The 23,673-nt window shown below is 34.2% G+C and carries 26 protein-coding genes; 7 read left to right on the top strand and 19 right to left on the bottom strand.

What is annotated here, in order from left to right:
- Positions 1-417: 417 nt before the first annotated feature.
- The 8 genes from hisIE to ACQKP0_RS18255 all read right to left on the bottom strand — a co-directional run bounded on the left by hisIE (position 418) and on the right by ACQKP0_RS18255 (position 6,833).
- Positions 418-1,077: a bifunctional phosphoribosyl-AMP cyclohydrolase/phosphoribosyl-ATP diphosphatase HisIE gene (gene hisIE / locus ACQKP0_RS18290; RefSeq protein WP_427407264.1), complete on the bottom strand. Its 660-nt coding sequence runs from the start codon at positions 1,075-1,077 to the stop codon at positions 418-420.
- Entirely contained in the window at positions 1,070-1,828 is a 759-nt protein-coding gene (gene hisF, locus ACQKP0_RS18285; protein WP_427407263.1) for an imidazole glycerol phosphate synthase subunit HisF, read from the bottom strand. The genes hisIE and hisF overlap by 8 nt, the downstream gene beginning before the upstream one ends.
- On the bottom strand, positions 1,825-2,529 hold the full coding sequence (gene hisA, locus ACQKP0_RS18280; protein WP_427407262.1) for a 1-(5-phosphoribosyl)-5-[(5-phosphoribosylamino)methylideneamino]imidazole-4-carboxamide isomerase: 705 nt from the start codon (positions 2,527-2,529) through the stop codon (positions 1,825-1,827). The genes hisF and hisA overlap by 4 nt, the downstream gene beginning before the upstream one ends.
- A 1-nt stretch (position 2,530) precedes the next feature.
- Positions 2,531-3,142, bottom strand: a complete 612-nt coding sequence (gene hisH / locus ACQKP0_RS18275; protein ID WP_427407261.1) for an imidazole glycerol phosphate synthase subunit HisH — start codon at positions 3,140-3,142, stop codon at positions 2,531-2,533.
- On the bottom strand, positions 3,139-3,726 hold the full coding sequence (hisB, locus tag ACQKP0_RS18270; protein WP_427407260.1) for an imidazoleglycerol-phosphate dehydratase HisB: 588 nt from the start codon (positions 3,724-3,726) through the stop codon (positions 3,139-3,141). Before hisB ends, hisH begins: the two co-directional genes overlap by 4 nt.
- Before the next feature lie 67 nt (positions 3,727-3,793).
- A complete protein-coding gene (gene hisD, locus ACQKP0_RS18265; RefSeq protein WP_427407259.1) occupies positions 3,794-5,095 on the bottom strand; it encodes a histidinol dehydrogenase in 1,302 nt (433 codons plus the stop codon).
- Complete coding sequence (gene hisG, locus ACQKP0_RS18260) at positions 5,092-5,712, bottom strand: ATP phosphoribosyltransferase (protein ID WP_427407258.1); 621 nt, start codon at positions 5,710-5,712, stop codon at positions 5,092-5,094. The genes hisD and hisG overlap by 4 nt, the downstream gene beginning before the upstream one ends.
- A complete protein-coding gene (locus ACQKP0_RS18255; protein WP_427407257.1) occupies positions 5,709-6,833 on the bottom strand; it encodes an ATP phosphoribosyltransferase regulatory subunit in 1,125 nt (374 codons plus the stop codon). The genes hisG and ACQKP0_RS18255 overlap by 4 nt, the downstream gene beginning before the upstream one ends.
- A gap of 246 nt (positions 6,834-7,079) precedes the next feature.
- Between ACQKP0_RS18255 and ACQKP0_RS18250 the strand changes: the two genes are divergently transcribed.
- Positions 7,080-7,292: a hypothetical protein gene (locus tag ACQKP0_RS18250; RefSeq protein WP_427407256.1), complete on the top strand. Its 213-nt coding sequence runs from the start codon at positions 7,080-7,082 to the stop codon at positions 7,290-7,292.
- Positions 7,293-7,550: 258 nt separating this feature from the next.
- Here the strand turns inward: ACQKP0_RS18250 and clpP are convergent, their stop codons facing one another.
- From clpP to ACQKP0_RS18210, 8 genes are all read right to left on the bottom strand, one after another.
- Positions 7,551-8,129: an ATP-dependent Clp endopeptidase proteolytic subunit ClpP gene (clpP, locus tag ACQKP0_RS18245; RefSeq protein WP_427407255.1), complete on the bottom strand. Its 579-nt coding sequence runs from the start codon at positions 8,127-8,129 to the stop codon at positions 7,551-7,553.
- Positions 8,130-8,143: 14 nt separating this feature from the next.
- The gene (locus ACQKP0_RS18240; RefSeq protein WP_427407254.1) at positions 8,144-8,845 is read right to left on the bottom strand and encodes a sigma-70 family RNA polymerase sigma factor; all 702 of its coding nucleotides are present in this window, start codon (positions 8,843-8,845) and stop codon (positions 8,144-8,146) included.
- Positions 8,846-8,921: 76 nt separating this feature from the next.
- The gene (locus ACQKP0_RS18235) at positions 8,922-9,794 is read right to left on the bottom strand and encodes a metal ABC transporter permease (RefSeq protein ID WP_427407253.1); all 873 of its coding nucleotides are present in this window, start codon (positions 9,792-9,794) and stop codon (positions 8,922-8,924) included.
- Positions 9,791-10,720 (bottom strand): metal ABC transporter permease, encoded by a 930-nt coding sequence (locus ACQKP0_RS18230; protein ID WP_427407252.1) that lies wholly within the window; start codon positions 10,718-10,720, stop codon positions 9,791-9,793. The genes ACQKP0_RS18235 and ACQKP0_RS18230 overlap by 4 nt, the downstream gene beginning before the upstream one ends.
- 11 nt (positions 10,721-10,731) lie before the next feature.
- A complete protein-coding gene (locus tag ACQKP0_RS18225) occupies positions 10,732-11,484 on the bottom strand; it encodes a metal ABC transporter ATP-binding protein (protein ID WP_427407251.1) in 753 nt (250 codons plus the stop codon).
- A gap of 16 nt (positions 11,485-11,500) precedes the next feature.
- Positions 11,501-12,430, bottom strand: a complete 930-nt coding sequence (locus ACQKP0_RS18220; RefSeq protein ID WP_427407250.1) for a metal ABC transporter solute-binding protein, Zn/Mn family — start codon at positions 12,428-12,430, stop codon at positions 11,501-11,503.
- Between the two features lie 254 nt (positions 12,431-12,684).
- Positions 12,685-12,813, bottom strand: coding sequence for a hypothetical protein (locus ACQKP0_RS18215; RefSeq protein WP_427407249.1), 129 nt, complete (start codon positions 12,811-12,813; stop codon positions 12,685-12,687).
- 120 nt (positions 12,814-12,933) lie between these two features.
- Positions 12,934-13,761, bottom strand: coding sequence for a VanW family protein (locus ACQKP0_RS18210; protein ID WP_427407333.1), 828 nt, complete (start codon positions 13,759-13,761; stop codon positions 12,934-12,936).
- Between the two features lie 247 nt (positions 13,762-14,008).
- Here ACQKP0_RS18210 and yhfH point away from each other — a divergent pair, with 247 nt between their 5' ends.
- The gene (gene yhfH / locus ACQKP0_RS18205) at positions 14,009-14,143 is read left to right on the top strand and encodes a protein YhfH (protein WP_427407248.1); all 135 of its coding nucleotides are present in this window, start codon (positions 14,009-14,011) and stop codon (positions 14,141-14,143) included.
- Between the two features lie 47 nt (positions 14,144-14,190).
- Here the strand turns inward: yhfH and ACQKP0_RS18200 are convergent, their stop codons facing one another.
- Positions 14,191-16,386: a DNA topoisomerase III gene (locus tag ACQKP0_RS18200; protein WP_427407247.1), complete on the bottom strand. Its 2,196-nt coding sequence runs from the start codon at positions 16,384-16,386 to the stop codon at positions 14,191-14,193.
- Between the two features lie 451 nt (positions 16,387-16,837).
- Between ACQKP0_RS18200 and ACQKP0_RS18195 the strand changes: the two genes are divergently transcribed.
- Together ACQKP0_RS18195 and ACQKP0_RS18190 are read left to right on the top strand one after the other, a co-directional pair.
- Positions 16,838-17,824 (top strand): acyltransferase family protein, encoded by a 987-nt coding sequence (locus ACQKP0_RS18195; protein WP_427407246.1) that lies wholly within the window; start codon positions 16,838-16,840, stop codon positions 17,822-17,824.
- Between the two features lie 109 nt (positions 17,825-17,933).
- Positions 17,934-18,158 (top strand): hypothetical protein, encoded by a 225-nt coding sequence (locus tag ACQKP0_RS18190; protein ID WP_427407245.1) that lies wholly within the window; start codon positions 17,934-17,936, stop codon positions 18,156-18,158.
- On the opposite strand, the gene ACQKP0_RS18185 is transcribed toward ACQKP0_RS18190, so the two are convergent.
- Both ACQKP0_RS18185 and ACQKP0_RS18180 read right to left on the bottom strand, forming a co-directional pair.
- Positions 18,155-18,361: a zinc ribbon domain-containing protein gene (locus ACQKP0_RS18185; protein WP_427407244.1), complete on the bottom strand. Its 207-nt coding sequence runs from the start codon at positions 18,359-18,361 to the stop codon at positions 18,155-18,157. The two genes, ACQKP0_RS18190 and ACQKP0_RS18185, sit on opposite strands and share 4 nt — an antisense overlap.
- Before the next feature lie 121 nt (positions 18,362-18,482).
- Entirely contained in the window at positions 18,483-20,015 is a 1,533-nt protein-coding gene (locus ACQKP0_RS18180) for an FAD-dependent oxidoreductase (protein ID WP_427407243.1), read from the bottom strand.
- Positions 20,016-20,200: 185 nt separating this feature from the next.
- Between ACQKP0_RS18180 and ACQKP0_RS18175 the strand changes: the two genes are divergently transcribed.
- The 3 genes from ACQKP0_RS18175 (at position 20,201) to hpaB (ending at position 23,668) form a co-directional block, all read left to right on the top strand.
- Positions 20,201-20,389 carry a hypothetical protein gene (locus ACQKP0_RS18175; RefSeq protein WP_427407242.1) on the top strand — a complete coding sequence of 63 codons (189 nt, stop codon included), beginning with the start codon at positions 20,201-20,203 and terminating at the stop codon, positions 20,387-20,389.
- Between the two features lie 112 nt (positions 20,390-20,501).
- Positions 20,502-22,121 carry an ABC-F family ATP-binding cassette domain-containing protein gene (locus ACQKP0_RS18170; protein ID WP_427407241.1) on the top strand — a complete coding sequence of 540 codons (1,620 nt, stop codon included), beginning with the start codon at positions 20,502-20,504 and terminating at the stop codon, positions 22,119-22,121.
- Between the two features lie 110 nt (positions 22,122-22,231).
- Positions 22,232-23,668: a 4-hydroxyphenylacetate 3-monooxygenase, oxygenase component gene (gene hpaB, locus ACQKP0_RS18165; RefSeq protein WP_427407240.1), complete on the top strand. Its 1,437-nt coding sequence runs from the start codon at positions 22,232-22,234 to the stop codon at positions 23,666-23,668.
- Positions 23,669-23,673 lie beyond the last annotated feature (5 nt).

The following is a 23,673-nucleotide window of genomic DNA, read 5'->3' as shown; positions in this document are numbered from 1 at the left end:
TTTCGTTAACAAAGTTGCATTTCCAACTAAAGATTGAACGATTTAGTCACGAAAAAATGCCCGCATTCTTTCTATTTTAAATAGTAGTCTTTATTCATAAGGCAATAATTTTGCAAAAACACCGATAAAGAACAAAAGCGCAAGCGCCTTGCTCATCGGCGTACGGATTTCGTAGTCTTCGACTGAGATAAAGGAAACATGGTGAGGTAGTTCACGAGCCGATGTTGACTTATCGTAGGGAGGAGACGGAGAAATCCGCTAGCCGATAGGCGCTGGAGCTAGACGTAAACCTCGCTCTTCATAAAGTTATCCCACAGTGCGAATATTTTATAATTTCCTAAACGATGACAAAGACACTAAGTTCAATTATACATACTTAGTGTCTAAACTATTCTTCTATATATCATTTCTAATGTATTACCACTCAGCGATTTCTTTTCTGTCACCCTTACTATTTCCTTTTTTTGAAAAACGTTGTTTCAACTCCGCTTCGATTTCTTTAAGTGGAATATTTTGCTCTGCTAATAGAACAAAAGAATGATAGAATAGATCGCAACATTCATTGACCACTTCCTGATAATTGCAATTTTTAGCAGCGATAACAACTTCTCCTGCTTCTTCAATAATCTTTTTTCCAATTTTATCGATTCCTTTTTCAAATAAATAATTTGTATAGGAATTTTTAGCTGGTACTGTTTTACGATTTATAATTTCAGTCATTAATTCCTCATAGATTGTTTCCTTTGCTATTGGTTTGGGAGGTACCTTATCAAACTCTTTAATCTTTTGATAAAAACAAGTTTTTTGACCCGTATGACAAGCTGGCCCTAAAGGGTCTACATAGATTAATAATGAATCTTTATCACAGTCTACAAATATGGACTTTACCAATTGCTTATTACCTGATGTTTTTCCTTTATTCCACAGTGACTGCCTGGAACGTGAATAGAACCAAGTTTCTCCTGTTTCTAATGTTTTTTTATATGCCTCTTGATTCATATAGGCCAACATTAATATTTCGTTTGTATAACTATCAACTATAATTGAAGGTATTAACCCTTTAGTAAAATCAAGCATTTCTAATATTCACTCCATTCACTTCACACAACTGCTTTACCTCGCGAATTGTATAAGCTTCTTCATGAAAGATGGATGCAGCCAAACCTGCCGATACATTTGTTTTTTTAAATACTTCCAGAAAATGCTTTGGATGTCCGCATCCGCCTGAAGCAATAACGGGTATCCTTACTGCGTTTACAATAGCTTCAGTTAAAGGAATATCAAAGCCACTTTTTACTCCATCTTTATCAACACTCGTTAATAAAATTTCCCCTGCACCTAATTGTTCTACCTTTTTTGCCCATTCTATTGCATCAATATCTGTATTTTTTCTACCTCCATGGGTCATGACATGCCATGAATCTTGAAACCGTTTTGCATCAATTGCTACAACTATACATTGTGATCCAAATCGATAAGAGGCTTCTCTTATCAAATTAGGGTTAGCAACAGCAGCAGAGTTTATTGACACTTTATCCGCTCCTGCTTTTAATAATCGGGTGATATCATCAATTGATCTTACACCCCCGCCGACGGTAAATGGCACAAATACATTTTCTGCCGTTCTCTTTACCATCTCTATAAGAGTATTTCTTTCATCTGTGGTGGCCGAAATATCTAAAAAAACTAGTTCATCCGCACCGTTTTGCGAATAATAGGAAGCCAATTCTACTGGATCTCCCACACTACGTAATGATACAAAATTCGTTCCTTTTACTACTTCTCCGTCTTTAACATCAAGGCAGGGAATAATTCTTTTTGCAATCATATTCTTTCCCCCTGGAGTTTAACCTTACCTTCATAAATGGCTTTTCCTACTATGGCCTCTGAAATACCAATTTCACTCAAAGAATGTAAATCTTCGACACTACGAATTCCTCCAGAAGCAACAATCGTACAGCTAACTGCCTTAGAAATTTGTTCAAGCTCCTCTAAATTAGGACCACTCATTGTTCCATCTTTCGTTATATCTGTATAAATGATTGTTTGTACACCTAATTGCTCCATTTTTTTAGCAAAATCAATATAGTTAACTTCAGACACCATTTCCCATCCACGAGCAGCAACTTTTCCATTTTTTGCGTCAATTCCAATGACAATCTGGTTATTGTATTGAGTCAATGCATCTTTTAAAAACATCTGATCTTCAAGTGCAGATGTTCCAAGAACGATCCGAGAAACGCCTATAGAAATATATTTTTCAATCGTTTCAAGATCACGGACCCCTCCACCAACCTCAATTGGCACTTTAGAAAGAGATGTTAATGTGTTAATTAATTCAAATTGTTTCGGTGAACCGATACGGGCACCATCTAAATCAACAATATGAATCATTTCAGCACCATCTTCAATAAATCGTAATAATTGTGATTTAGGATTGCTTGCTACTTCAGTAGTTTTGCTAAAATCACCTTGATAAAGCCTCACGCAGCTTCCATTTATTAAATCGATTGCTGGAATTACTTTCATCTTACATTACTCCCATCTTTGCTTTTTCCCCCGCTTGTAGAAATGCCTGAATTAGTTTCCTCCCCATTTCTCCACTTTTTTCTGGATGAAATTGCATCCCAATGACGTTTCCATTTCGAACTATGGAAGGAATGTTTGCGCCATAATTTGTCGTTGCTATGATGTATTCTGATGGTGTGTTTGCAACATACGAATGAACGAAATACATATACTTATTTTGGTAATCAGCATACTCGGAATTTCGGAAATTCAACGTATTCCAACCGATATGAGGTAAGATGGATTCCGTTTTTATCTTTTCAACTGTACCCGGTATTAAATTCAATCCTTTTGACCTTCCACCCTCTAAACCTTCAGTAAATAATAATTGCATTCCTAAGCATATCCCTAAAATCGGTTTAGTTATTGCTAAATGCTGCAATACTTCCCGCAATCCTCTTCGCTCTATTTCAGATGCAGCTGCTTGAAAAGAGCCTACTCCAGGAAGGATAATATGTGAAGCCTTTTCAAGATCCTCCATCCGATCTGAAATGCAAATGTCATAACCTAAGCTTTTAAAAGCATTGGAAATGCTTGCGATGTTTCCCATTCCATAATCAACAATTGCAATCATTCAATTAGCCCCTTTGTAGAATTTACTCCTCTTATAGTTGGATCTATACTGATAGCCTGTGAAAGTGCACGACCTAATGCTTTAAATAATGATTCGATCTTATGATGAGTATTCTCACCATATAAAACTCTAGCGTGAAGAGTGATACCTGACTGAAATGCAAACGCCGTGAAAAATTCTTTAACTAATTCCGTATCGAAGCTCCCTAATTTTGGATTTTTAAATTCTGCTTCGAAATGTAAGTAAGGCCTTCCACTAATATCTATAGCAACGAAACCCAACGACTCATCCATTGGAACATATGCAGAACCATACCTGGCAATACTCTGTTTATCCCCTAGCGCTTCTTTAACTACTTGGCCTAATACAATCCCGACATCCTCCACTGTGTGGTGGCCGTCGATATGCAAATCTCCCTCAGCATTAATCATTAAGCCAATCTTTCCATGTTTAGCAAACAACTCTAACATATGGTCAAAAAAACCAACTCCTGTATGAGTCGATACATTCGTTGAATCATCTAAGTTACATGAAACATGAATTAGTGTTTCATTCGTCTTTCTAGTTTTTGTGGCTGTACGCATTTAGTTCCACTCCAATCCCTAAGCCATTAAATATCAAATGTTTTCCACAGTCCTTGCTGTTAAATATTTATATTTCTTTCAATATTCTATTATTGAATCGTATATCGATTGCACGTACATGACCTGCTAATTTTTCTTCTGTTGCAATATTGATGATATGCACTGCTGCATCCTTCAATGCTTTCTCAGAATAATATAAATAGGTTGTTTTTTTCATGAAATCATCTACGGAAAGCCCTGAGGAAAATCTTGCTGTACCAGAAGTAGGGAGTACATGGTTAGGTCCACCGATATAATCACCAATCGCTTCTGGAGTATAATGTCCTAAAAAAACAGAACCTGCATTCCTCACTTTACTCAAATAAAATAACGGATTATCTAATTGAATTTCTAAATGTTCAGGTGCCAATTGATTGACTAATTCAAATGCCATATCAATACTATCTACAAAAACACTTGCCCCTTGTAATTTTAATGATTGAACAGCAATATGTTCCCTTGGTAAAGTCGAACATTGCTTTTCTAATTCTTTTTCCGTTTGCAAAATCATTTCTCTAGAAGTTGAAAAAAGAAATGTACGAGCATTTTCATCATGCTCTGCTTGAGCGATTAAATCTGCTGCAATATAGGCTGGGTTTGCCGATTCGTCTGCAATAATCGCTACCTCTGACGGTCCTGCAATCATATCGATCCCTACATCACCATAGACAAGGCTTTTAGCTGCTGCGACATAGCAATTTCCTGGTCCAACGATTTTATCGACGTGAGTTATTTTTTCGGTTCCATATGCTAAAGCAGCAATTGCTTGAATGCCGCCTATTTTATAAATTTTATGAACCCCTGCAATATCAGCAGCAACTGAAAGAATCGGTGCAATATTTTCACCAAATCTGACTGGGGTTGTCATAATTACCTCATTTACACCCGCTAATATAGCAGGAATAGCATTCATTAGAACGGTCGATGGATAACATGCGGTCCCACCTGGTACATAAATCCCTACTCGCTCAATCGGCCGAAATAATTGACCTGAAATAATATTTTCTGTCATTTCCATAATCTTTGATTGCTGTAATTGTTTCGTATGAAAATTCCGGATATTAGTTGCCGCCTTTTTAAGTGATTCTGCAACCTCTGGTGAAACTTTCTTCCAAGCTTGCTTCCGCTCTTCCATTGAAACTTCCCATTGTTCTGGAATATGTCCATCAAACTTATTAACATACTCCCTTAAAGCCTCTTCTCCATGTAATCGAATTTGCTCAATTACTTCTTTCGCGGTTTCCATCACTGTATTATTTATCGATTTGCCTTTATTACGTGAATGGATAAAAGCTTTGATATATTGTTCTGGAGATAAAGATCGAATCATCTAACTCCCTCCTTTGGTGCAATCGCATCAATAATTGGTGTCAATACATCTCTTTTTACTTTTAATGAGGATCGATTAGCAATACAACGAGCTGAAATACTATGAATGAATTCCTGCACAGTGAGTCCATTTTCTTTTAATGTTGTACCCGTTTCAACTATATCGACGATAGCATCAGCTAATCCTAAAATAGGGGCTAATTCTACAGAACCATCAAGTTTTACAATATCAACTGATTCTCCTTTTTTTCGAAAATATTTATTTGTTACATTAGGATATTTTGTTGCGATTTTTCGTTTTCTATTTTTCAAATCCTTGTCTTTTTGTCCTGCGATTGCAAAACGACATTTTCCGAAAGGGAGTGGTAATAAATCAAAAACATCTGGCTGATATTCAAGAAGAATATCCTCACCAACAATCCCAAGATCTGCAACACCATGTTCTACATATGTTGCAACATCAACTCCTTTGGCAAAAATAAATTTGCACATATCTGTTTCAACACTTAGCTTCCTTCCCTTATTCATCAAAGGTTGAATATCATATGATAATAATTGGAAATACTCTAAAAATTGTTCTTCTAATCTCCCTTTGGTCAAAGCAATACATACTTTCAATTTACCTCATACCTTCCTTCGCTCCCGTTTATGTAAAGTACTTTATCATAGGAGTTTATTTCAGGAACTTCGTATTGTATATCTACAATAGAATTTTTAAATTGTTGTCTAAGTTTTTCAGCATAAACAAGTTTTTCATCTGAAGCAATAATGCAGATGGTCTCTTTTTTTGGATCAATATCAATTTGTTCTGACAAAACATCTACATCAAATGCCAAACCTACAGCACTACGACGTTGACCAAATTGATCATATAATTGGTCATACCGACCACCAGAAAAGCATGTAGCCCCAGTTTCTTTTAGAAAACCTCTAAACATAATGCCTGAATAATAAGGTAATTTCTTCACCTTTCCTAGATCCACAATAACCTCTTCTCCCCCAATGGCATCTAACATATCAGCTACTTTTTTTAAATGTTTTAGTATATTTAAAAGCTTAGGGTGTTTCTCCCATCTCTGTTCATATTCCATTAATATAGTTGTAAAAGAACCATAAGCATCCACTAAATGAAGAAGCTCCTCCGCAATATCTAGATGCCCCTTATTCAATGCTAATTTGTAAACCTCATCTTTTCTTTTATCATGCATAGCAAGCCGAAGAGCTTCCATTTCTTCCTCACTTAATGTAAGTTGCTTGGTCAGTTCATCAAAAATCCCTGTATGTCCAAGCTCAATTAAATATTGTTCAATATTCAACCCTTCCAAAAAATCTATAGCCATTAACAAGCATTCACTCTCACCTAGAAAAGGAGGGTAATCAACAATTTCAATTCCAGCCTGTCTCATTTCCATTCCAGGTTTATCACTTCGAAAAACAGAACCTTGATATGCCCATTTCTGTGGATGATGACTTTGTTTAGCTAATGCTCGTGCAATCGCTGTTGTCCAATCAGGACGTAACACCTCTATTGCTCCATCTCGATTAAACCACTTCAGCAAACCTTGGAGAGACATACCTACGTGTTTATTTGTAAATGTATCCGCATATTCTACAGCCGGAGTAGATATTTCATGAAAACCTCTATTAGAAATTACCTGACGAAACACTTCAAAAACCCTGTTCCTACTACTGACAATCCTTCCTATATCGTCCTTGCTTCCACTCGGCAAAAACATCATTTTATCACTTCCTGGCACTATTTCTTTATTACATTATCACTCTACCAAACTAAAGTATTTTAAATTGATATAACATTAACATAGATTGAATGAAAACGTCAATAGTATTTCTATTTTGAGTGTTGCGTTTGTTAAATTCGGAATAATACGAATGGTTATCCTGAATTAAAGGGGATTTTTTCTAATCATAATTTCATAATTGTATGGTCATCATATTGAGGAATAAATTTTTAAGGAGTGTTGAATATGCCTCAACAACAAATTGACGTAAATCAATTAAATCAAGCAAAAGCAAATGTTACACTTACTCAAAGTTTACTAAGTCAAGCAATTGAAAAGTCTTCTTCTGATCCTACTTTAGCTATGGAAGCAATTAAGCAAGCTACAAATGAAATTGCTCAAGCTCAAACGGCAGTTAGTCAAGTTCAGAGTGCATTTTTAACCCAACAAGCAGAATAAGAAAAACATAAGCGACTTCTCATCGGCGTACGGATTTCGTAGTCTTCGACTGAGATAAAGGAGACACTGCGAGGGACGAGTAGATGCCCGCTTATCGTAGGGAGAAGACGGAGAAATCCGCTAGCCGATAGGCGCTGGAGCTAGACACAGCAGACACTTTTCATGCCTAATATCCTTAGTAAATTTTATGCTTTCTTACCTTTTAAAAAAACTAAAAAGGAGTACACACAAAAAAAGTGTACTCCTTTCAGTTATTCGTTATTCATAAATTATTTTATCAATAATCCCATATTCCTTTGCTTCTTCAGCTGACATAAAATAATCTCTGTCAGTGTCGTGTGCAACCTTTTCAACTGACTGACCTGTACGTTCAGAAATCATTTTATTTATGTGATCTTTAAGCTTTAAAATTCTTTTTGCAGAAATTTCAAGATCTGTCGCCTGACCACGAACACCGCCTAAAGGCTGATGTATCATAATCTCACTATTAGGTAATGCAAAGCGTTTCCCCTTCGTACCCGCCAAAAGTAACATTGCCCCAAAAGAAGCAGCAAGACCGATACATATTGTCTGTACATCAGGTTTAATGTATTGCATCGTATCAAGAATTGCAAACCCAGCAGATGTCGATCCGCCAGGGCTATTTATATAGATAGAAATATCTTTCTCAGGATCGTCAGCAGATAAGAATAAAAGTTGAGCAACAACACTATTTGCTACTGCATCATTTATTTCATCACCGATCATAATAATACGATCCTTTAACAATCTTGAATAGATATCATAAGATCTTTCACCGCGAGACGATTGTTCGATAACATAGGGTATTGCGTTCATCATTTTTCCTCCTATTATGCTGCTCGTAATTGGAGGTTGTTTTCTGCCGAACGGAAAGTAATTGAACGGATACTTTCTACCTGTTTCAAGTAAATCAATTGGTAAAACTCTATAAGAATAGAGGGATCTTCTTTGCGAATGGAATTGCAAATTGATTTGAAAAATATTTCTTGGTCCTCATTATTTATAATAGATTGTTCAGTATCGTTACCTTCATCACTCTCTATCCTAATAGTTTTCAACCGATTTCGAGTTCTAAATAAAGATGCTTTTATAGAACCTTCAGACATGGATAAATATTCTGCTATGTCTGATAAACTAAATTGAAAAACATCCTTTAAGATGAAAACTACTGTTTGCTGAGGAGTTAACTTCAAAACAAGTTTTTCAACAATTGAGTAAAGATCTGGAAGGTTTTTCATTGGTTCATATGAAGGTTCATTCAATAGCTCTTTTGCTTCTTTTGAACCTTTACGAATATAGTCAATCCATTGATTTTGAGCGATTCTATACATAAGTGCAGGACTAATGTTATGACTGGATATATCTTTATCTATATAGGATCTGAACATTTTTACCATTGTTTCCTGAGCCAGATCATCCCCGTCCCAATTACTTCTCGTGATTGTTCGGCAATACCTCTTTAGAGCAGGGTACCAATTTATTATTTTTAATTGCTCTTTCAACGATTCATTATTACCAAGCTTGGTTTTCAAAGTGATCACTCCTTTTGAACCTCTATATAATAAACGAATAGAAGCTATGAAAAGTTACGGGGATAAAAAATTATATTTATACAGCTAATCTTTTTAGTCTCAATATCTTAAATAGAACCCCATGCTTAGGAGAGATAAATAAGGTAATCATAAATAATAAACCTGCTACTGTAATCATACACCCTGCGATGGAAGCATCTAATAAATAAGCTATATAATATCCTAGAATCGAACTCATTATACCTATAATCATACTATAAACAATCATCCGACTCAGCTTATCAGTAAGTAAATATGCTGTAGCAGCTGGAACGATGATCATACCGACAACAAGGATGGCTCCAACACTTTCAAAGGCTGATACCGTCGTTAACGATACAAGACTCATTAACAAATAATGAAAGAACATAACCGGAATGCCTAATGCGGCAGCCATAGCCGGATCGAACGAACAAAGCTTAAATTGTTTATAAAATATGCCAATGACAAGGAGATTGAGCAAGAAAACACTCCCAACACCCCAAACAGCTTTTGGACCTAAAGCCATCCCGCCTACCTCAAGCGTATCCCAAGGTGCATAAGCAATTTCCCCATATAAAACGCAATCAAGATCTAAATCAACTTGTCTAGTAAACAAACTGATCAACACAACACCAACGGCAAACAAAGCAGTGAAAACTACACCGATTGACGCATCAGACTGAACACCGTTATTTTGAAACATTTGAATTAAAAATACAGTAATGATCCCTATGATCGCAGCCCCAAACACCATGACAGATGAGTCTCTCGTACCACTTAAGAGAAATGCAATAACGATCCCTGGTAAAACAGAGTGACTTATGGCATCACCGATCATCGACATTTTCCTAAGAACAAGAAAGCAGCCAACTATACTACATGAGGAAGCGACTAAAGCACCAATCAAAATAATCCAAATATGATTCATATCGCTTTTCCATCCTTTACAACTTGTTTAATATGATGATGCAAAACATCACTTTTTGTTTTTTTACGGCTCATCATTTTTGCGAACACGCCTTTATTTGGCGCAATCAAAACTGAAACAATAAAAATACTTGTTGCGGCGATTACAATTAATGGACCAGTAGGTAAATTATTCGCCCATGTACTAATGATCGTACCGATCATTCCACTAATTCCACCAAAAATCCCAGCTAAAACAACCATTACATGTAATTTCTCTGTCCAATAACGTGCAGAAACAGCAGGTGTTATAAGCAAGGCTGCCATTAAAACGACTCCTACTGCTTGGATGCCAACCACGACAGCAATCACCATAAGGAGCATGATGATTTGATCAAGTAGGACGATTGGTAACCCAATTCCTTTTGCAAAGCCAGGGTCGAAAGAAAGTAGTTTAAATTCCTTAAAGAATAGCACACTCATACCAATAAGGAAGAGGCATATTCCTGCCATTGTATAAACATCTGAGTGGACCATCGATGCTGCCTGACCAAATAAAAATTTATCCAATCCACTTTGATTTCCACTCTCACTATGTTGAATTTGGGTTAACAAAACAATACCTATGCCAAAGAATACTGTTAATATAATCCCTAAAGCTGAATCCTGTTTTATTCTTGTTTGTCTCGTAATAAAGCTAATAGATATAGTTGCTAAAATGCCTGCAATAATCGCACCGATTAAAAAATAAAAAATGGATTTTGTTCCAGTAATCATAAAAACCAAACATACTCCAGGTAATGCAGCATGGGATAGTGCATCGCCCATTAACGATTGTTTTCGTAAATAGGCAAATGAGCCAATTACACCACTACTTATTCCCAGAAGAATGGATCCGAATAAAATCCATTGGGTATTCGGATCTTGAAAAATACTAAATATATTCATAGCCGGACACCTCAACTTATAACCATCGGTGAAGAATTAGAATCAAGCATTGTTAATTTTCCACCGTATGTTTTTTGAAGATATTCTTTAGTAAATAATTCTTCAGTCGGTCCAACAGCAATTAAATTCACATTAAGTAAAATCAACGAATCGAAGTATTCCTTCACCGTATTTAAGTCATGATGAACGACTAATACTGTTTTTCCTTGATTTTTTAAATCGTTTAAAAGAATAATAATTGCTTTTTCAGTAGCTGCATCTACTCCAACGAACGGTTCATCCATGATGTACAGTTGTGCATCTTGCGCTAATGCTCTTGCCAGAAACACACGCTGTTGCTGGCCGCCTGATAACTGACTTATTTGTCTATGAGCAAATGCTTCCATCCCCACTTTTTCTAAACAATCCATAGCAATTTGCTTATCTTTTGAACTAGGACGTTTAAACCATCCTAAATGTCCATACCTTCCCATCGTAACTACATCCAATGCATTTGTTGGAAAATCCCAATCTACCGACTCTCGCTGTGGTACATAACCGACGATTTTCCTTTTATCTTTATAGGTACCCCCATAAATTTCAACCTCACCAGTCACGGATGGAATTAGTTCGAGGATGGATTTAATCAAGGTCGATTTTCCTGCACCATTTGGTCCGATGATTCCAATTAACTCTCCCTCTGGAATATCAAAAGAAATATTTTGTAATACAGGTTTCTTCTGATAAGCCACTGTTAAATTACGTACGCTTATAGGTGATTTCATTAAAATATACCTCCAATTATTTTAGTGCATTGACAATTGTGTCAACGTTGTGTTTCACCATACCAATATACTTTCCTTCAGGTGTTCCTTCCTCACCCATCGCATCTGAAAAGAGTTCACCACCAATTTTCACTTCATGTCCCTTTTTCTTAGCTCCTTCAACAACTGCATTGATCGCTTTTTTTGGAACACTTGATTCTACAAATACAGCCTTAATTTTGTTATTAACTAAGTAATCACGGAGCTCACTAACATCCTTTGAACCATATTCAGAAGCTGTACTAATTCCTTGTAGCCCCATTACTTTTATGTTGTATGCATCTCCAAAATAGCCAAATGCATCGTGTGCAGTAACTAACACCCGTGTTTCTTTCGGAATACTTGAGATTTGTTCTTCTGTATATTTATCAAGTTCCTCTAGTTTTTTAATATATTGCTCAGCGTTTTTTTCGTAATCCTCTTTATGTTTTGAATCAAACTTTATCAATTCATCCCTTACAGTATTTGTAGCAGAAATCCAATGTTTTACATTAAACCAAATATGAGGGTCATGTCCTTCTGTTCCATCATCCCAAGAACGAAATTCAGATTCAGGTATGTCTTTGGATACAGCAACCGTTACTTTTTTCTTAGACATTTGCTCAAAGATATCGACCATTTTTCCTTCTAAATGCAATCCATTATAAAAAATCATATCAGCTTGATCTAATTTACGAATATCTCCTTGTGATGCTTTATAAAGATGAGGATCTACTCCTGACTTCATTAAACCAATTGTTTCGACATGGTTTCCCCCTACCTCGTCAACAATATCTTTAATCATTCCAATAGTAGTTGTTACTTTAATCTTTCCCGTTTCCTTTTTACTAGATGACTGATTCGAGCAGCCTGCAACAATTATTGCGAAAACCATAAATACAGCTAAAACCATTTTTGACTTGAACATTGTAACCTCCTGATTTTTTCATTCTTTTTTGTTAGGGAACAATTGTTTCCTAAAGGCAACTTTTAGGCAATATGTCACCTGTATAAAACTACATTTTTTAATTAATAATTTCACACAAACAAAATAGTTTCCCACAGGAAACTTTTATATAAAAAAAATATTGAAAATGAAAATCATTAACAATGTTTCCCTAGTGAAAAAATACTATAAAAATTATCCGAAGTCAATAATAATATAAAATAATCAATCTATTATTAATTTTTACTTTTTCTATGTGTATCCTTTAAATATACGTGATTATGATTCAAAATTCTCGTAGCTTCTTCTTTTGATAATATCCCCATCCTTTCACACAACACGGTATAAAACACAAACTTGTTCACTTTTAACACCTCCAAATTTAGTTATTTATCCTATTTTTTAAAATTATATGCACAGATATAAAAAAGTTTCTTCGTTGCAAAAATTAATAAAAAACTCCCTAAATCATCAAAGGAAGCTTTTTACAAATTTTCTTCTTTTGTTTCAAGCAACGGTTCATACATCATAATAGCATGATTTTCAGTGACAAATTCATCATTAATTAATTGTTTACTATTGTTAAAGACTTTTCGATAAATCTTATTATGGCGTACATAACCTCCCCAAAAAGCTGGAGTAATGAAATGTTCCTTTTCATAAACCAAGTATGAATATAACTTTGGGTTTGAACATCTCCATTCACCTACTAAGTGTGTATCCGTTAAGTAAAGATGTAACTGATAATCGTTTTCTGTATTGTTTTTTATTTGTAAATCTAAATAATTATATGCGCATGTGGCCCCACTACCAAAAGGTTGTGTGCGTTTGGAATCTGGGAATACATCATAACTATGTCGATAACGTTCCATAATAGTAAGTGGTGTATGTAAAGTTGTCCAATAAATTAAATTGGATAATTGACAAAGCCCGCCACCAATTCCTTTTTTATAGGTACCGTAAAATAGAACCATCCCATCAACATAACCTTTTCTTTTTGTCGGTTTTCCGATTAGTTTCCAGTAAGAAAATGTTTCTCCAGGTTTTACTACGATTCCATTTAGCTGTTTTATAGCGATTTTTAAATTTTTGGTTTTATTATGCTGATACCACATATCCACCCCTTTTAATTCACGAAGAAGAATCGTTTCATGTTTAAACAGTATATGTGGCAATAGTTCCTCAGTTTTTTCTTTTGCGTATCTTTTATTATCAAACATCCATTCCAAATATCGTTTTGTCATGTAGTAAGTTTTCCCCACTTGAATTCTAAACTGTGATCTTGCTTTTGGACGAAGACTTATATCATTCAAATTAATCACCTACATATTTAGGAATTTTAAATAGACCCAATTTTCTTAACAATATATCATCTCAGTTACTTTCACAATAGGTTTTACTAACAAATTTAGGTTTTTGCCCAAGCACATATCCAAAAATTGTTGCATAATCTGTACCACAACAGAATAAATAATTTACAACTGTATTATATAAGTGTTAAAATATAAAAAATGTTTTCTGTTTTCGCATAATTCAAAACAAATGAATGGAGTGGTAAGAATGTTACAAAATCCAGTTGAATTTTTTCTTAATCTTTCAAAAAAGATTTGTCCCGAGTGTGGAGAACATGTACATGAACAAGCCGAATCGTACATTTTAGAATGTGAACGTTGTTTAGCAAATAAAGAGGAATAATAAAAAAAGGAGTGGTTGACATCTTTATCAGACCACTCCTTCTTATATCACAATATTTCATTTGAATAGGACTTAGCTAAAAACTGTATGCTTTGTTTTTCTGGATTCCATTCAAGAAATCCATCAAACGTTTTTTCTCCTTTTTTAAATCCTTTAATAAGATCGGTTTTCCCATCCTTTAGTAGTTTCGAAATATTTTTTTGTGAAATAGTTTTACCAAGTATTTTCTTTGAAACGGTAAAATCACAATTTGTCTTTTGGTAGTTTGTACAGCCATAAAAATTTCCTTTTTCAATAATACTGCCTTCACATTTTTTACATTTTCCTAGCTTTGTTTTCGATCTTTCTTTTCCTTTATTTTTAACGGTCAGGTGTGACAATTCTTCAAGTAATTCACTAGTAAATTTCCAATTACTTTCGGCTGTTTTTGCATCATTAATAAGCTTGACAGACAATTTCTTTGCCTGTTCCAAAAATACATTTGGGGATGCTTTTCCTTCCCCGATTTCATGAAGTCTTTGCTCCCATTTCGCGGTCATTTCAGGAGAAGATAAAATACTCTCTCCGATACTGTCAATTAGAAGAATTCCTTTTTTGGTTGGGTAGACTAGGTTTTTTGTGACCTCGATGTACTTTCGATCTTTTAAAACAGTAATAATTCCAGCCCTAGTTGCTTCCGTGCCCAGCCCTTCTGTTTTTCTTAATATACTTTGCATTTCGGCATCTTCTATAAACTTTCCAGCGGTTTTCATTAAAGTAATCAATTGACCTTCTGTATATCGCTTTGGCGGCTGGGTCTTTCCATCTTTTATCGTAATCTTTTTTACAATTCCTGTTTCATCTTTTTCTAAAATTGGCAGAGCTTGTTCATCAGCTTCCTTCTTCTCCTCTGAATAGTGAATAATCTTTCTCCAACCCTCTTGAATCATTTGTTTTCCTTTTGAAATAAACTTTGCTCTTTCATCTACTATTGTATGAATTGTTGTATAATCAAAAATACTTTTTTCATAGTGAGCAGCTATTAATCTTCGTATAATAAGGTCATAAATTTGTTGTTCATCTTTATCTAATGATAAAGGATTAGTCACTTGCTCTGTTGGAATAATCGCATAGTGATCAGTCACTTTCTTTTCATTAACAAACCTTTTATTATTTAAAATGGATGGCACGGGAAGAGGAAAATAATCTTGATACTGTTCAATTTTATTAATTTTATTTAAAATCTCAGGAAAAGCAAGTGCTTCTTCTTTTGTTACGAAGCTTGAGTCTGATCTAGGGTAAGAAATGATCCCTTTTACATAAAGTCTTTGAGCTATATCTAGCGTTTTCTTTGGAGAATACTTAAATAATTTATTTGCTGTCGCCTGTAAGGAGGACAAGTTAAATAAAAATGGCGGTTGAAACTCTTTTCTCTCTTTTTCAATATCCTCAATTCTAGCTCTTTTTCCTTCACAAAATTGTGCGATAGCGATCGCTTTCCTTTGTTCCATTATTCTTGTTTCTTGCTCATGATGCCATTTTCCTTCATACCGATTATTATCGATTTGAAAGACTGCCTTAACTTCCCAAAATGGTTCACTTTTAAAGTCTTCAATTTCTTTTTCTCTTTTAACAATTAAAGCAAGTGTCGGAGTTTGTACACGACCAGTTGAAAATACATCTCGGATCCCTTTTCCTTGAAGCAATAATGTGTAGACGCGTGAGGCATTCATACCAATCATCCAATCTGCACATGCTCTACTCATTGCTTCAAAATAAATGCTTCTTGTATCTTGTTCATTTAGTAAATTTTGGAATCCGTTTATAACCGCTTTTTCGGTTAGTGAGGAAATCCATAATCTTTTTGTAGGTTTTCGATTATGACATTGCTTTAATATGATTCTGATTATCGCTTCCCCTTCTCGCTCTGCATCACCGGCCATAATAACTTCAGTAATTTCCGAACGCTTCAATAAATCCTTAATCATTTTAAATTGGTTCCACTTATCGCGCTTTACCTTATATTGAAAGGATTCAGGGAGGATTGGAAGGGTGTTAAGTGACCAGCGTTTCCATTTCGCATCATATTCTTCGGGTGGAACAAGCTCACATAGATGGCCAACAGCCCAAGTTAGATAGGCACCTTGCGGAAATGTTTGGTTTGGGGCGATTTCGATATAGCCTTTCCGTTTTTTATGGGGAAATGGGGCAGCAAGTTTTGCACCTTGATCAGGCTTTTCAGCAATGATTAAAGGAATAGACATATGCTCTAAAAACCTTCTTTCGATATTTAATAAGTTCTACTCATTTAAATATTTTACAATATTTATCCCAAATTAGATATGTAAAATGAAAGACAGCCTCTACAATTTAGACTTTTTCGATTGATCCCTTTTATTTTTCATCAAATGCATCTAGGTTGATATATAATCAAAATCTATTTTATCAATTTACACAACAAAATCCACTTTACAATAAATGTAATCATTTTGTAAATTTTATAATAACACAATAATATTTTTTAATACGATTTTTATCTTGTAGTAACCTTCAAACTGTAAATAGATGTTAAAATTGTATATATAAATGAAGATATTTCAACATTAAGGTGGTTTATTCACTTTTTAGAAACTATTTTTCACTTATATATTCTATTAATATAAATTATATAAGGATAATAAAGAAGTCGTATTAAAATTTATGAGAGGTGCTAACATGGCTTCATCTTCAACTAGAAATCTTTATTTTGATAATGCAAAATTAATTCTAATTTTCTTAGTAGTATTTGGACATGTCATAAGTCCTTTAAAAGAAAATGACGATTTTCTTTTTACTCTATATGCGGTTATCTTTCTCTTTCATATGCCGGCTTTTATTTTAATATCTGGTTATTTTGCAAAGGGATATCGTAAAAATGGGTATTTGCTAAAGTCAGTTAAAAAGATATTATTGCCCTATCTTATCTTTCAGGCAATATATTCGTTTTTTTATTTTATCAATGGAGATGAACATTCGCTTTCTTTTGATTTTCTTGAACCCCATTGGACATTATGGTTTTTACTTAGTTTATTTTTTTGGAATCTACTTTTGTATGTTTTTGCAAAATTGAAATGGCTTGGATTAATAGTTGCAATTTTTATAGGAATTGGGATCGGATACATTGATCATATTGGTAGTTTTTTAAGCCTATCTAGAACATTTGTGTTTTTTCCTTACTTTTTACTCGGATTTTTAATTGAACCAAAACACATACAATGGATTAAAAATATTAAGTATTCAAATGTTTTAGGTATGTTGATATTAATTTCTACATTTCTTTTATTTGAATTTTCATTTCCTAAGAACGCCGTACCGTGGTTACTCGGCTCTTCCTCCTATGATGATATGGGAAATGTTGAGATAATGGATGGAATTTATCGAGGATTTCAATATTTATTAACATTTGTTGTTATCGTTGGTTTTCTAGCTCTTGTACCTTCAAGTGGTACTAAAATTACAGTAATTGGCCAACGTACGCTTTATGTTTATTTACTTCACGGGTTTATCATTAAAATAATTGAAACGTTTGTTTCAGATGATACACTTGAATCTTTCTCCCAAAATTATTTATTACTATTTATTTTTTCTATTGTAGTTTGCTTAACTCTTGGAAGTTATTTAATCAAAAAGTATACTCGTCCTTTAATTGAACTTAGGTTATAAATTATAACACGTATAATTTTCCCAGCATTTCCACATCCTAATAATAAAAAGTTAGAGGTGAAAATGTTGGGAATATTTAATTCAATACAAGAATGGAATTCTTCAAGATATGAAAAGAGAATTGCAAAAATGGAGTCTAAAGGAATTTGCCCTGATTGCTATGGAAAAGGGATCAACACGTTTGCCTTTAGCGAGTATTATGTATCAAATGTGTATGATTGCCCTGGCTGCAATGGCAGTGGGCTATTTTCTGATTGGTATGAAAACACTAAATAATATACTAGCGCCCTCATTTAATTTGACGATTAAGGGCGCTTTCTTAATGACGTTTTAACCACCGAAGAAAAAGTCTATCACATTTGAGGCAGTTGATGATTTTTTATGATAAAACTCCGAGTAACCACAATTTTCACAGTAAACAACTATAAATTGGTTATGTTGAATATCAAACATTTTCGAAAGGCCAGTACCTGTCATGGCCACTTCTTTTTTCGCTGCATTGGTGCTACCACATTTGATACAACCTTTTTCACTCATAAAAGAACCTTCTTTCGTTAAAAATACTTGATAACTTTTCTACGAAAAATATATACCTTTTGTTTCAAAATTATTATAAAAAAATGAGCACCACCCAATAGGTGATGCGATATAAATCAAATTAATCAATGTCAATTCTCTTTAACGGTGTTTCTGCAGGTCCTTCAACAACATCTCCCTTAATCGAAAATCTTGACCCATGACAAGGACAATCCCATGTACGATCCCCCGAATTCCATTCTATTTCACAGCCTAAATGGGTACATGTCGTATCCACTACATACAGTTTTCCATCCTGATCTTTATATGCTCCGGCACGTTTTCCATTGACATTAACAACTGAGCCCTCATCATTAGATAAATCATTAACATCCCTCAACGGGTATTCAAGCTTACCTTCGATTAAATGCTTAGCTACATCCAAATTTGTAGATATAAACTCACTCACACCAGGATCCGAATTGAACCTGGATGGCGAAAAAAGTTCTTCAAAACGATTTTCTTTTTCAACAATGATATCCCTTAATAGAAGTGCAGACAAAGTACTATTCGTCATTCCCCATTTTCTAAAACCTGTCGCGACTAGAACTTGGTTATGATTACTCGTAATTCTTCCTATATAAGGAATCTTGTCTAATGTGGTTAAATCTTGTGCAGACCATCGATATAAATATTCATCTATACCGAATTGATTACTAGCAAACTCTTCCAGGGCCTCATAATGCATAATAGTTGGTATTCCCTGTCCTGTTTTATGATTTTCACCACCGACTAATAACATTTTTTCATTATTGTACATCATATAACGCAATGATCTCGTAGGCTGCTCGGCACTTATATACATACCGCCTGGAAAATCTTTTTTCGACTTTACCGCAATTAAATAGGATCTCTCGGGATACATTCTTGTCGGATAAAACCCTAAACCATCATAAAAAGGAAAATGTGAGCAAGCACAAACATATTTACACGTTACCCTCATACCTTCTCTTGTAATAACTACTGGCTGATCACCGTAATCAACATCAGTCGCAGTCGTATTTTCAAAAATTAATCCCCCAGCATTTTGTATATAATTGATAAGTGGTTTCAAATATTTTAGAGGATGAAACTGGGCTTGATTCCTCATCACTAATGCGGATATCACTTGAAAATCTAATGGAATCTGATCAACTATTTCACCATCAATTCCGAGCTCCTTATACGCCTCTTCTTCTTTTAGCAATTTGGATACATACTCAACACTATTCGTGTAAATATAAGCATCCTCTTCACTAAAATCACAATCAATCCCATGTTCTTGAATCGTATTTTTAATAAACTGAATTGCTTCAGAATTTGCTTCATAATATAATCTTGCATTTTCTTTTCCTATATTTTGGATGAATTCATCATATATTAATCCATGTTGAGCTGTTACTTTTGCAGTTGTATGACCAGTTGTACCATTTAACAAGTTCCCAGCCTCAATAATGGCAACTTTGAATCCTTCCTTAGTTAATAAGTAAGCAGTTGTTATTCCTGTAATTCCTCCACCAACAATAGCTATATCCACATCAATATCCTCAATCAAATTAGAAAAACTAGGAATTTCAACAGACTCTCTCCAAATTGGCTCCGGAAACTGTGGCATCATGGTTTGATCGTTAGGCATTTTATATCCTCCAAATAGTAGTAATATACCTACTATTTTTATCAAATAGAGTTAAATTCATGTATATCATTTAATTAAATTTTCAATCCTAGTTACGTATAGAAGAATATTTATTATTATGCATAATTCTATAAAAATAGTGAATGGATAATAACTAGACAGTTTATTGAATGGAGTTGAAAATGATGAAAAAAAAAGATCAAAGAATAACTAATTCACCCAAAAAACCTGAAATTACCGTTAATACAGCAATGAGTAATATCAATCAAAGCAAATATTATCCTGGTGATTCCGTTGAAAAACTCAAACGATTGGAAGAAGCTAATACCATTATTACAGGTGATGAAATTATACAGCAGAATGAAAATTTGTAGCAAAATAATCAAAACCAATTAACGAATACTACATATTAACTCAGGTGTCCCCCTTTTTTATTCAAGTCATGTTATAATCATAAAGATATTACTGTTTTGGAGGTATATGTCTTTGATTACTGTTAATAATGTTGGCTTACGATTCGGGGAACGTAAACTATTTGAAGATATTAATATTAAATTTACACCCGGTAACTGCTATGGATTAATTGGCGCAAACGGCGCTGGAAAATCAACCTTTTTAAAAATTCTTTCAGGTGAACTTGAGCCTCAAACTGGTGATGTCCATATGACACCAGGCGAAAGACTGGCTGTATTAAAACAAAACCATTTTGAATTTGAAGATGAAGAAGTTTTAAAAGTTGTTATTATGGGACATACCCGCTTATTTGAAGTGATGCAAGAAAAAGATGCTATTTACATGAAAGCAGATTTCAGTGATGAAGATGGAATGAGAGCCGCAGAGCTTGAAGGTGAATTTGCTGAATTAAATGGTTGGGAAGCAGAATCAGAAGCAGCTATTTTGCTTAAAGGTCTTGGAATTTCAGAAGAGCTTCATACAAAGAAAATGGCGGAGTTAACTGGTGCAGAAAAAGTAAAAGTATTACTTGCTCAAGCACTTTTTGGAAAACCAGATATTTTGCTATTAGACGAGCCTACCAACCACTTAGATTTAAAAGCTATTCAATGGCTTGAAGAATTTCTAATTAACTTTGAGAACACTGTGATTGTTGTATCCCATGATCGTCATTTCTTAAATAAGGTTTGTACTCATATTGCTGACTTAGACTTCAGTAAAATCCAATTATATGTAGGAAATTACGATTTTTGGTATGAATCTAGTCAGCTTGCTCAAAAAATGGCACAAGAGGATAATAAGAAAAAAGAAGAAAAAATTAAAGAGCTGCAAAGCTTTATTGCCCGTTTTAGTGCGAATGCATCGAAATCGAAGCAAGCAACTTCTCGGAAGAAGCTTCTCGATAAAATTACATTAGATGACATTAAACCTTCATCTAGAAAATATCCTTACGTTCATTTTACCCCTGACCGAGAGATTGGTAATGATCTATTACGTGTAGAAGGATTAACGAAAACGATTGACGGTGTAAAGGTTCTTGATAATGTTAGTTTTATAATGAATAAAGATGACAAAATAGCTCTAGTTGGCCAAAACGAATTAGCTAAAACCACATTGTTTAAAATTTTGGCAGGAGAAATGGAACCTGATAGTGGTTCATTTAAATGGGGTATCACTACTACACAATCCTACTTCCCTAAAGATAGCTCTAGTTATTTTGAAAATGGAGATTTAAATCTTGTCGATTGGTTACGTCAATACTCTCCCAATGACCAAAGTGAGAGCTTTTTAAGAGGATTTTTAGGAAGAATGCTATTCTCTGGTGAAGAAGTGATGAAAAAAGCAAATGTCCTTTCCGGTGGTGAAAAGGTTCGTTGTATGCTTTCTAAAATGATGTTAAGTGGATCAAACGTTCTTCTTTTAGATGAACCTACCAATCATCTTGATTTAGAATCGATTACTGCAGTGAACAATGGTTTAATCCGTTTTAAAGGTTCGATGATTTTTGCATCCCACGATCATCAGTTTATTCAAACAATAGCTAACCGCATTATTGAACTTACCCCTAAAGGGATGCTCGATAAAGAAATGACATACGATGAATATTTAGAAAATGATGATATTCAAAAGCAAGTACAGCTTTTATATCAATAAGAGTAATTTTTTAAGAAATCTGCATCATGCAGATTTCTTTTTTTTTAGGAATAAAAAAATTAATAGTCCATTCCATATATTGCATACCTTAAAATATAAACAGATTTGAGGTGAATAAATTGATAAATACTGGGATTGAATACATTAACAGAATTGATAGCTTAAATAATGAAGTTTGGATAGATGGAAAGAAACTCACAGGAAAAATCTCAGAACATCCCGCTTTCAGTGGTGTATTAAAAAGTAAAGCTGCTCTATATGAGCTGCAAAATTCTAAAAGTGAAATTTTCACATTCCTATCCCCTATTACAAACACTCGTGTAGGTTTTTCATTCCATCAACCAACTACAAAAGAAGATTTAGAGAAAAGATGTTTCGCAACACAGGAATGGGCTAAAACAAATTTAGGGTTATTAGGCCGATCTCCTGATTATGTCAATACATGTATAATGGCATTAGGTGTTGGGGAAAAAGTATTTAATGGGGAAAATGATAATTACGGTACACATATTCGTAAAATCTATGAAATGGCCATGGAGAATGATCTTTCCTTTACACATACTCTTATTAATCCACAAGTCAATCGTTCTATTGGCTATTTTGAGGATTCAGAAAAAATTATTGCTGCAAAAATTATTCGTGAAACAAGTGATGGTATTATCATTAAAGGTGCAAGATTATTAGCCACACAAGGCGGTATAACAGATGAAGTGTTAGTCCTTCCAGCGGGTGGGAATTTTATCGAGGATTCATACATTTTTGGCTTTTCTATACCTTCAAATTCTCCGGGATTAAGGTTCATTTGTCGTGAATCATTTGTCAACAACCTTTCCACTTTTGACTCTCCTTTAGCTTCAAAATTTGAAGAAATGGACTCTATTATCGTTTTTGATGATGTTTTAGTCCCTTGGGAAAGAGTTTTTTTATATAAAAACATTGATATTGCATCAAAGTTTTATGCGGAAACGAATTTTAATACTATGTTACTTTACCAAGCAGTTGCACGGATGATTGTAAAGACTGAGTTTATACTTGGGGTAGCTGAATCTATTGTTGAGGCCATTAATATTCATGAATATCAACATGTAAAAGACAAAATGAGTGAGATTATTTCAGCTCTTGAAATTATGAAATCATTACATTTGTCTTCCCGAATAAATTCAAAATTAGACAGGTGGAATACAATGGTTCCAGATTTAAAGCCATTAAATGTAGCAATATATTATTACCCTAGAATTTATCCAAGACTGGTTGAAATTATTCAATTAATAGGAGGAAGCGGATTGATCATGCTTCCCACTGAAAAACAATTTGATTCCTCTATTCAAACTGATTTGGATGATTATTTACAATGTGCTAATGCGACTGCTGAAGACCGTGTAAAGACCTTCCGATTAGCATGGGATCTTTGTATGAGCTCATTTGGAACAAGACAAACTCATTTTGAACGTTATTTCTTTGGGGACCCTGTACGGATAGGTATGGGACTTTATAATGGCTATCCAAAAGATCAATATTTAAATATAGTTAAAAACTTTTTATCATAAATGGC

Source organism: Heyndrickxia sp. NPDC080065 (assembly GCF_050281185.1).
Classification (GTDB): Bacteria; Bacillota; Bacilli; order Bacillales; family Bacillaceae_C; genus Heyndrickxia.
Note: the sequence above shows the minus strand (reverse complement) of the source record. Positions and strands in the feature narration are given on the sequence as shown.

What these genes read in the sequence shown, in the direction of transcription:
- ACQKP0_RS18185 (WP_427407244.1), bottom strand. Translation starts at nt 18,361, where the DNA reads ATGAGTGAAAAAGGTTGTATCAAATGTGGTAGCACCAATGCAGCGAAA.
- ACQKP0_RS18250 (WP_427407256.1), top strand. Translation starts at nt 7,080, where the DNA reads ATGCCTCAACAACAAATTGACGTAAATCAATTAAATCAAGCAAAAGCA.
- ACQKP0_RS18200 (WP_427407247.1), bottom strand. Translation starts at nt 16,386, where the DNA reads ATGTCTATTCCTTTAATCATTGCTGAAAAGCCTGATCAAGGTGCAAAA.
- hisA (WP_427407262.1), bottom strand. Translation starts at nt 2,529, where the DNA reads ATGAAAGTAATTCCAGCAATCGATTTAATAAATGGAAGCTGCGTGAGG.
- hisD (WP_427407259.1), bottom strand. Translation starts at nt 5,095, where the DNA reads ATGATTCGATCTTTATCTCCAGAACAATATATCAAAGCTTTTATCCAT.
- ACQKP0_RS18225 (WP_427407251.1), bottom strand. Translation starts at nt 11,484, where the DNA reads ATGAAATCACCTATAAGCGTACGTAATTTAACAGTGGCTTATCAGAAG.
- ACQKP0_RS18255 (WP_427407257.1), bottom strand. Translation starts at nt 6,833, where the DNA reads ATGATGTTTTTGCCGAGTGGAAGCAAGGACGATATAGGAAGGATTGTC.
- hisH (WP_427407261.1), bottom strand. Translation starts at nt 3,142, where the DNA reads ATGATTGCAATTGTTGATTATGGAATGGGAAACATCGCAAGCATTTCC.
- ACQKP0_RS18175 (WP_427407242.1), top strand. Translation starts at nt 20,201, where the DNA reads ATGAAAAAAAAAGATCAAAGAATAACTAATTCACCCAAAAAACCTGAA.
- ACQKP0_RS18230 (WP_427407252.1), bottom strand. Translation starts at nt 10,720, where the DNA reads ATGAATATATTTAGTATTTTTCAAGATCCGAATACCCAATGGATTTTA.
- ACQKP0_RS18195 (WP_427407246.1), top strand. Translation starts at nt 16,838, where the DNA reads ATGGCTTCATCTTCAACTAGAAATCTTTATTTTGATAATGCAAAATTA.
- ACQKP0_RS18190 (WP_427407245.1), top strand. Translation starts at nt 17,934, where the DNA reads ATGAAAAGAGAATTGCAAAAATGGAGTCTAAAGGAATTTGCCCTGATT.
- hisF (WP_427407263.1), bottom strand. Translation starts at nt 1,828, where the DNA reads ATGATTGCAAAAAGAATTATTCCCTGCCTTGATGTTAAAGACGGAGAA.
- hisIE (WP_427407264.1), bottom strand. Translation starts at nt 1,077, where the DNA reads ATGCTTGATTTTACTAAAGGGTTAATACCTTCAATTATAGTTGATAGT.
- hisB (WP_427407260.1), bottom strand. Translation starts at nt 3,726, where the DNA reads ATGCGTACAGCCACAAAAACTAGAAAGACGAATGAAACACTAATTCAT.
- ACQKP0_RS18235 (WP_427407253.1), bottom strand. Translation starts at nt 9,794, where the DNA reads ATGAATCATATTTGGATTATTTTGATTGGTGCTTTAGTCGCTTCCTCA.
- ACQKP0_RS18220 (WP_427407250.1), bottom strand. Translation starts at nt 12,430, where the DNA reads ATGTTCAAGTCAAAAATGGTTTTAGCTGTATTTATGGTTTTCGCAATA.
- clpP (WP_427407255.1), bottom strand. Translation starts at nt 8,129, where the DNA reads ATGAACGCAATACCCTATGTTATCGAACAATCGTCTCGCGGTGAAAGA.
- ACQKP0_RS18180 (WP_427407243.1), bottom strand. Translation starts at nt 20,015, where the DNA reads ATGCCTAACGATCAAACCATGATGCCACAGTTTCCGGAGCCAATTTGG.
- yhfH (WP_427407248.1), top strand. Translation starts at nt 14,009, where the DNA reads ATGTTACAAAATCCAGTTGAATTTTTTCTTAATCTTTCAAAAAAGATT.